The organism is Microcoleus sp. POL10_C6, from assembly GCF_036701585.1.
In the GTDB taxonomy this organism is placed as follows: Bacteria; Cyanobacteriota; Cyanobacteriia; order Cyanobacteriales; family Microcoleaceae; genus Microcoleus.
This window is the reverse complement of the sequence record NZ_JAUBRB010000102.1, coordinates 1-8,806: the sequence shown is the minus strand read 5'-3', so window position 1 is coordinate 8,806 and position 8,806 is coordinate 1. Positions and strand designations below refer to the sequence as shown.

Annotated in this window: 3 protein-coding genes; all 3 read right to left on the bottom strand. The window is 42.7% G+C overall.

Going from position 1 to position 8,806, the window contains the following annotated elements; genetic code table 11:
* Window positions 1-335: 335 nt before the first annotated feature.
* Window positions 336-599: a hypothetical protein gene (locus tag QUA34_RS29285; protein ID WP_333390954.1), complete on the bottom strand. Its 264-nt coding sequence runs from the start codon at window positions 597-599 to the stop codon at window positions 336-338.
* Window positions 580-6,687 (bottom strand): AAA family ATPase, encoded by a 6,108-nt coding sequence (locus tag QUA34_RS29280; protein WP_333390952.1) that lies wholly within the window; start codon window positions 6,685-6,687, stop codon window positions 580-582. The genes QUA34_RS29285 and QUA34_RS29280 overlap by 20 nt, the downstream gene beginning before the upstream one ends.
* Window positions 6,688-6,829: 142 nt before the next feature.
* Window positions 6,830-8,806: adenylate/guanylate cyclase domain-containing protein (locus tag QUA34_RS29275; protein WP_333390949.1), on the bottom strand; the 1,977-nt coding region annotated here is incomplete at its 5' end.

The window sequence follows — 8,806 nt, the reverse complement described above, 5'->3', positions numbered from 1 at the left end:
ATATTTAACTCACCTTGAATATATCGATCGCTCCTGCTAGTGGTCTGCGATCAATTATTCAGCAAACCCTAATTATTTTTGTCGAGCTTTGTGTTCCTTCAGACCTAGCAATTTACGAATTATTAATAGACATCTGACCAAAGTTATGTCAATAGTGTGAGGCAATTTGGCTTCTAGTTAGTTAGGGAAATTGAAAGATTTAGGGAGTAAAGAAGCGGTAAAATTTAAGGCGATGCACTACAAATTAACAGGCAAAATTGGTAAACGTGAAGAATGAGACTTTGAAAATGATCTCCCCTCCAACAATTTAGCGATCGAGCTTTGGACTTTTATCATTAATCTAAATTGTGTGGCCAGTCTTTGATTTTTGTGCGATTTGTTAAAGTAGACTGACAGCGTTCCCAATAAATTTTAGAGACGCGATCGCCCTGATTCTGACGCCAACACTCGGCAAACAGCCGCGCCGCTTTAGCTAACTTCCCTTCCGAGTAAATTTCCAAAGCTTCGGCAAACAATTGCAGCGAAGCTAACTTGCCCGCTTTGATTTCTAGCGGGTCAGCATCAAACACATCATCCAGGTCACATAGCTGCCATGCCATCAATCATAGCTGACTGAATAATTGTATAAGCCTCTACCCAAGCTTTTTCAGTTTTAGGTGTCCACTCTAAACCCATCTGCGCCTTCAGGGCTTGAATGAGTGCATTGGCCACAACAGGATAATGTTCTACTGAAACGCCATATTTGGCATGAGTTGCACCTAATCCTTTAGCAAAAACATTAATTAACTGAGGTTTCCGTAAATTTTCAATAATTATTTCTAAGCTTTGCCAAAGCTTTTCTTTTTGCTGTGCCATGTTTGTATTCATAAAAAGACTTTTAATCTGAGAAGAACTATCAAAAAGTATTTCATAAAAGTTACTTACAAATTCATCAGATCGAGGTTTAACTAATGCTAAAGTTCTCTCTAATAGCTCGATATTTAAAGTGATATTTTTTTGTTCACACCACTCCAAATAAATTTGAGCAACTTGATCCGAAGGGCAGAAGCTTAAACATTGAACAAAAAATTCTGTTGCTTCGATAAATTTTTGTTGGCGGTATAAGCTCAAACCTCGATCAAATAAATTTTTTGTTGTTAATTTACCTCGCTTTGTTTCAGGAATATCTGCCTCAAAAACTTCATAAATTGTAGATAAGTTTACTTTTCCCTTAACACTAACTTGAGCAATCATCCGCATAGCATAGTTGCTAGGATTAGCTAATTTGTTAAAAGTTTGCTGTGTAATCAGTAAAGCAACACCATAATTTTTTGTTAATCCTTCCACACGAGAAGCTAAATTCACCGCATCACTAATTACTGTCGTATCCATGCGATTTTGCCCGCCCACCGTGCCTAACATTAAATTCCCAGTATTAATGCCAATGCCAATCTTAATCGGGGCATAACCAGAATTAACCCGCTCTTGATTGTATACTTGAAGTTGATGCAGCATGGCAATACTGGCATTTACTGCATTATCAGCATTACCGCTAAATAGCGCCATAATCGCATCACCAATATATTTATCAATAAAGCCATTATTTTGAATAATCGCAGATTCCATCCGAGATAAATAAGCATTAATAAACTGAAAATTATCCTCCGGAGTCATACTCTCCGAAAGCGTGGTGAAGTCGCGAATGTCGGAAAATAGCACCGACATTTCTAACTGCACTTGGTCGCCCAATTCGACATCGACAATGCTTGGTTTCTCTAAAAAATGGAGGAATTGATTGGGGACGAAACGCTCGTAAGCTTTGTTTAGTTGGAATAGTTCATTGGTAAACCTTATTTGCTCAGTTTCTGCTTTTTTGCGCTCCGTGATATCTTGAAAGGCTACAATTGCATAAGAAATGTTGTCCTTTTCATCATAGATTGGTGTACCCCAAGCCTCGATCGGAATAATCTTGTTGCCTTGGTGAATTTCCATATCATCTACAGTGGCACTTTCGCCACTCAACGCCCGCGTAGTGGGCAATTGTGCAGAGGGATATTCCTGCTCTGTTCCTGCTTGATAGATTTGATAAACCTCTGGTATTTGCTCGCTGGTGACTTCAGGAATAACTCCTTTACCCAATAATTGAATAGCAGCGCGATTAATATAGTAAGGTTTGCCAGAAGCATCCAGCACTGTCACACCCACTGGAATTGCTTCTAAAAATTGAGTCAGTCTGTTCTCACTTTCGCGTACTTCTGTATAGAGTTTAGAATTTTGAATCGAGATAGCTGCTTGTCCCGATAACACTTTTAATAGTTCCACTCTTTCTGGCGTAAAAGCTCCCGCTGTCAGATTGTTTTCTAGGTAAACAATACTGACGATTTGAGATTGGTTAATTAATGGCACACATAAAATTGATTTGGGCTGATGCTTTCGGATGTAAGGGTCGTTGGTAAATTGTCCCGCTCGGACAGCATCATCTAGTACCACGCTTTCTTGAGTGCGGGCGACATAATTAACAATTGCGGAGGAAAGTTCTTGACAATCTTCAACTGGGATTGACTGCAACACGGTGACTTGGTGGGAATTTATTGTCCCTTCAGCTTCTATTAACAGCTTTTCCGGGCTTGATAAAATTAGATATCCTCTTTGCGCCCCTGCACTTTCGATCAAAATTTTCATCAAGCTAGACAGTAGCTTATCTAGCATTATTTGACCTGAAATTGCGCTCGTTGCCTTGATTACTGTGGTGATATCCAAGTTAGATTCCGAACCTGTTGTCGTCACTATTGCCGTAGTTCTAGTATTTTTATTTTTCCGTTGTATTGGTTTTAATAACTGTGGATATCGCGTTTCTAAATCCGTTACCTTAGCAGTGGCTCCCCATTGGAGATAACAATAATATGCCTCAATCATGTAGAGTTGGGCAAATTTTTCTTTACCCCATTCTAGGTAAAATTTGGCTGCGAGTTCGTTGGCAAGGGCTTCTTCGTTGAGAAATTGATTTTCTTTAGCGAGGGAGATGGCGCGATCGTACATTTCAATCGCCTCAGCTTTATTGCCCAAAACGCGATGTTTTTCGGCCTCCACCAAATACCATTTATGCAGATGATTCATGGGAGCATTTTGCGCCCACTGTTTCAGCGTAGTTTGATGAATTTCCACCTCAGCAATAATTTGAGCTTGCTCAATTGCTGGGCGGGTGGGAAAAAGTGCCAGGTGCGTCAGGGCTGCATAGAAATGGAAAATGGGAAGATGTAACAGTCCCGATGCTCCTATTAAATACTCCTTGGCTTGGGCGATGTAATCTAGGGCAGCGGTGTAATTCCCGAACAAGTAAGCAAGCAGTAGTTTGCAGATATAGGCAGTGGCGAGCCCAGAGAGTTCATTATTCTGCAGGTACTTGGGAATCATCACCGTTTCATCGTAGGCAGAGCCTATTAATAAATCCGGCCGGATACGGGTTTCCCTCAAGTTCTGCACTGTCTGCTGAGTCATATCCAAATAAACCCGACCTGAATATTGCTTCACCTGATCCAAGGCAGCACAGTAACCTGCTAGTTCGGGTTCCCAAGAGTCTAGTTCTACCCCACCAAAAAAGTGGGTATTAAAGTAAATACTGATGTTGTAGCCAGCGTATAGAAAATCGCCAGTTTCCATGCCCGCAGTATAGCCATCTTTCAGCGTTGGTATCACTGCCAAGAGAGCTTCTTGGCGATGCTGTATAAAACCTCCAAAAAAAATCAGAATTATAGACTTGAATTCCCGTGCATTGAACCGATCCAGCAATGAGAGTGCCAATTGCCCAAAGGCATAGCCTGTTTCTACCTCTCCCAAAAAACTACACAATACCACCCCATGAATTGCATACCCCACGCTTGATGCGGGTGCATTCCCAAATTGTAGCGATAAACTCACCATAGTGGAGCTAAGCAGGGGCAGTAAACCCGGCATTCCAATGAAAACCGATCCCGGTAACTTTCTTAACAGTTGCATGGCTGCTTGAGTCTGGGAATTTGTCATCAAAGGTAGGTCAACGAGTTCCTCAATCTGTCTGTCCTGAAGTTGGCCCGCAAGGGTTTGTAGCGCTTTACTAATCAAGGCTTCGTTAGGTTCAATCGGGAGTTCAACCCCTAATAGTTTTAGTGCCTTTCTACCCACGGCGATCGCTTCTAACACATTGCTCTGGCCTGTATGAGCGGCAATTTGAATTTCGTAAATTTTAATTTTGTCTAAAATAGTCTTAGCTTTTTGCAAAACCTGCGCTGCCATCTGTTCCATAGCCTCAATGTCAGCATTCAAATAGGCTGTTTCGGCAACAGCCACATACAGATTTAATGTCAATTCATACTGACTTTGCCAGCATTGAGATGTCAGTAGGTCAATTCCCGTTTGTAGATAGATATTTGCCGCAGCGTAGGCGGTAGAACTTCTGGCTTTACCTCCCGCTTCTAAGTTGAGTTGGGCTAAGGCTTCTCGTTCACTTAATTGATTGATTAACTCAATTCCTTGATTTAAATGCCCCACAATATCAAAGAGTTTTTCCTCTCTTTCTATGTCCGAATATTTGTGTAGTAGTAACTGTCCATTTTTGAGATGAGTGGCTGGTTTTTGGTTTTCGGGTATTAGGGAATAAGCTGCTTGCTGGACGCGATCGTGCAGAAACTTATAAGTTGGATTAGCAACAGACCCAGGAGGGAATTGAGCATCTGTTTGAAGGAAGCATTTATAGCCTTCTGCAAGCACTAAAATGAGTCCTTCTTGCAATGCTCTCCAGAGTGATGATGCAGTTTGTTCTGGTAATTCTTCGCTGACTACTGCCAATGTCTCTAAATCAAACTGCGCCCCAATGCAAGCCGCCAGTTTGAGAACATCCTGAGTTTCGGCAGGCAACTTCTGCAATTGCACCGCCATAAACTCCACCACATCCGAGGCATGGGCAAGTCTAGCTTGAGCAATATCACACTGCCAATGCCGTACATTCCAGTCAAAAATAATTTGACCATCTTCATGCAACGCCTTGAGGAATTGAGTCGAGAAAAAGGGATTACCTTGGGTTTTTTGATAAACCAATTCTGTCAGGGGGCCGGCTAAAGATAAATCGCAAATCAGCGTATCTGCTACCAACTGATTGAGATCTCCTAAACTCAACGGTTGCAGGGTAATCGTATTCACCACTGCCCCAGACTTCACAATCTCATCCACAGTCAACATAAACGGATGAGCCGGTGATACCTCATTATCCCGATAAGCACCCAATACTAACAGATGTCCCGTATCCTCCATCAACAGTTGTAGCAATTTCAGCGATGCCGAATCTGCCCACTGCAAATCGTCCAGAAATATCACTAAGGGATGTTTGGCGGTGGTAAATACTTGCACAAATTTCTGCATGAGCAGATTGAAGCGATTTTGGGCTGCACTCCCCGATAGTTCTAGTGCAGTCGGTTGAGCGCCAATAATGCGTTCTAACTCAGGAATCACCTCAATCAGCACTTGCCCACTCTCGCCTACTGCGGTGAGAATCAGGGTTTTCCAGGTGTGTAACTGAGCATCGGATTCTGATAATAATTGCCCCATCAATTCCCGGAATGCTTGCACAAATGCACTGAAAGGAATATTTCGTTGAAATTGGTCGTATTTGCCTTTGATAAAATAGCCACGCTGTCGGGCTATCGGCTTATGGACTTCGTTTACGACTGCGGTTTTACCAATTCCCGATAAGCCAGCTACCAACATCATTTCGGCGCTACCTGTACTGACTCGTTCAAAGGCTGCTAATAGACTAGAAACTTCTGTTTTTCTACCGTAAAGCTTTTCGGGAATTAGGAAACGGTCGGTAATATCCCCCGTTCCCAAGGCAAACTGCTCAATGTTACCCGTTGCTTGTAATTGAACCCGACACATTTCTAGATCGTGCTTTAGCCCCCCTGCTGTTTGATAGCGGTTTTCCGCATTTTTTGCCATCAATTTACTGACAATTTGAGACACAATTAGGGGAATTTCTGGCTCTATTTCGTGCGGAGGAACTGATTGTCTGGCAATATGGCAGTGAACTAGCTCTAAAGCATCTTCCGTCTCAAAAGGCAATTTTCCTGTCAGCAATTCGTAGAAGGTGACGCCGAGCGAGTAAAAATCAGCTCGATAATCGAGAGAGCGATTCATTCTGCCAGTTTGTTCTGGTGAGATGTAAGCAAGGGTTCCTTCCCGAATGCCGGGGTTTTTCAGTATCGGTGTTTCTCGGCTTAGCTGAGTGGAAATGCCAAAGTCAATAATTTTTAATTGTTCCGTTTCCGGGTTGTAAACAATATTAGAAGGGTTAATCTGTTTGTGGATAATATTGGCGCTGTGAATTTGCCCTAATGCTTCCGTGGTGGCGATCGCAATTTGTAAAAATTCCTCCACAGTAAACTTTCGCTGCTGCATCCAAATTGTCAAGGATTCGCCGCCAAAGTCCTCCACAAACATCACGAGGCTGTTTTGGTATTTTTGCAAGTCATAAACCCGCACGACTCCCGGCTCTTTTAGCTCTTGGGTGATGCGGTATTCGGTGCGGTAGCGCACCAATTCTTGAGGTGTGGGGTAGCTTTCTTTGAGGAGTTTGAGGATAATCGGCTGGTTATCTGCTTCCCGAATGGCTCGGTAAACCAGAGAGTTGGCGCTTTCATAGAGAAGTGTCTGGACGGCAACGCCTGGAATAGAGAGCATATTGATTTTTATGGTAAAAATTAAAGCTAACTCAAAAAGCACCAGCTTTGTGTATAGAATAGCACCTTAAAAAGGAAAATTTTTTGTTTTTGTAACAAATGTTGAGTTTTTAATGTAGCGATCGAGTTTGGGACTTTTATGATTAATGTAAATGGTGTAGCCTGTCTTTGATTTTTGTGCGAGTCACCAATGCAGACTCACATCGTTCCCAGTAAATTTTAGCAACGCGATCGCCCGGATTCTGACGCCAACACTCGGAAAACAGTCGCGCCGCTTCAAATAACTTCCCTTCCGAGTAAAGTGCCCTAGCTTCTGCAAACAATTCCAGCGTAGCTAACTTGGTCTGTTTAATTTCTGGCGGATCTGCATCAAACACCTCATAAATCGTCACAGCTTCGGATTTTCCCTTGACTTTTACCGTGTCTAGAGTGCGGATTGTGTACTGAGATGGATTTTTCAGGCGCGTATAAGTTGGCTGGGTAATTAACAGCGAAACCCCATAATTTTTTGTCAAACTTTCCACGCGAGAAGCTAAATTAACGGCATCACTAATTACCGTCCCGTCCATGCGATTTGGTCCGCCCACAGTTCCCAGCATCAAAGAACCCGTATTAATCCCAATCCCAATCTGAATCGGTGCACAGCCAGCGTTAGCGCAGTATTCATTGTATTCAGCGAGACGGTGCAGCATAGCAATTCCCGCTTTCACCGCATTATCCGCCTCGCCGCTAAATAGCGCCATAATCGCATCGCCAATATATTTGTCGATAAACCCCTTATTTTCATTAATGACAGGTTCCATGCGACTGAGATAAGAATTGATAAATTTGAAATTATCCTCCGGCGTCATAGTTTCCGAAAGCGTGGTGAAGTCGCGAATGTCGGAAAACAACACCGACATTTCTAACTGCACTTGGTCGCCCAATTCGACATCAATGATGCTTGATTTCTCTAAAAACTGGAGGAATTGATGGGGAATAAATCGCTCGTAAGCTTTGTTGAGTTGAACCAGCCTGCTTTCATTTTCGCGTAATTCTGTATAAAGCTTAGAATTTTGAATTGAGATAGCCGCTTGTCCAGATAACACTTTTAATAGTTCCACTCTTTCAGGGGTAAAAGCCCCCGCTGTCAGATTATTTTCTAAGTAAACAATACTAATGACTTGAGATTGGTTAATCAGCGGTACACATAAAATTGATTTGGGCTGATGCTTTCGGATGTGGGCGTCCTTAGTAAATTGTCCCGATCGCGCAGCATCATCTAGTACCACGCTTTCTTGAGTGCGACTCACATAATTGACAATTGCGGAAGCAAGTTCTGGACAGGTTTCAACGGGGATTGACTGCAACACGGTGACGAGTTCGTCATCGATTTTCCCTTCTGCTTCAATGAACAGTTGTCCCTGGTTTAACAAAATTAGATAGCCTCGTTGCGCCCCTGCATTTTCCATCAAAATTTTCATCAAGCTAGACAGTAGCTTATCTAGCATAATTTCTCCAGAAATCGCCTGAGAAGCCTTCATGACTGCGGTGATATCTAGGTGATTCCCCGAACCAGTCGTTGTCATTGCTACGGTAGTTTGACTATTTTTCCTTCCCGGTTGAGTTATGGCGAATAATTGGGGATATCGCGTTTCTAAATCCGTTACCTTAGCAGTGGCTCCCCATTCAACATAACAATAATACGCCTCAAATATGTAGGCTTGAGCAACTTTTGTTTTACCCCATTCCCAGTAGAATTTGGCTGCTAGTTCGTTGGCCAGGGCTTCGTCATTAACATATTTGTTTTCTTTGGCTCCTTCAATTGCGCGATCGTACATTTCAATCGCCTCGGCTTTATTGCCCAAAACTCGTTTTCGTTCTGCTTCCACTAAATACCATTTATGCAGATAATTCATCGGAGCATTTTGCGCCCACTGTTGCAGCGTGCTTTGATGGGTTTCCACTAAGGCAATAATTTCAGTTTGCTCAATTGCTGGCTGTGCGGGAAAAAGTGCCAGGTGCGTCAGGGCGGCATAAAAATGAAAAATGGGAACAAAAGCTGATCCCGATACTCCCATCAAATACTGTTTGACTTGGGTAATGTTTTCTAGGGCAGCCGTGTAATTCCCATAGCAGTA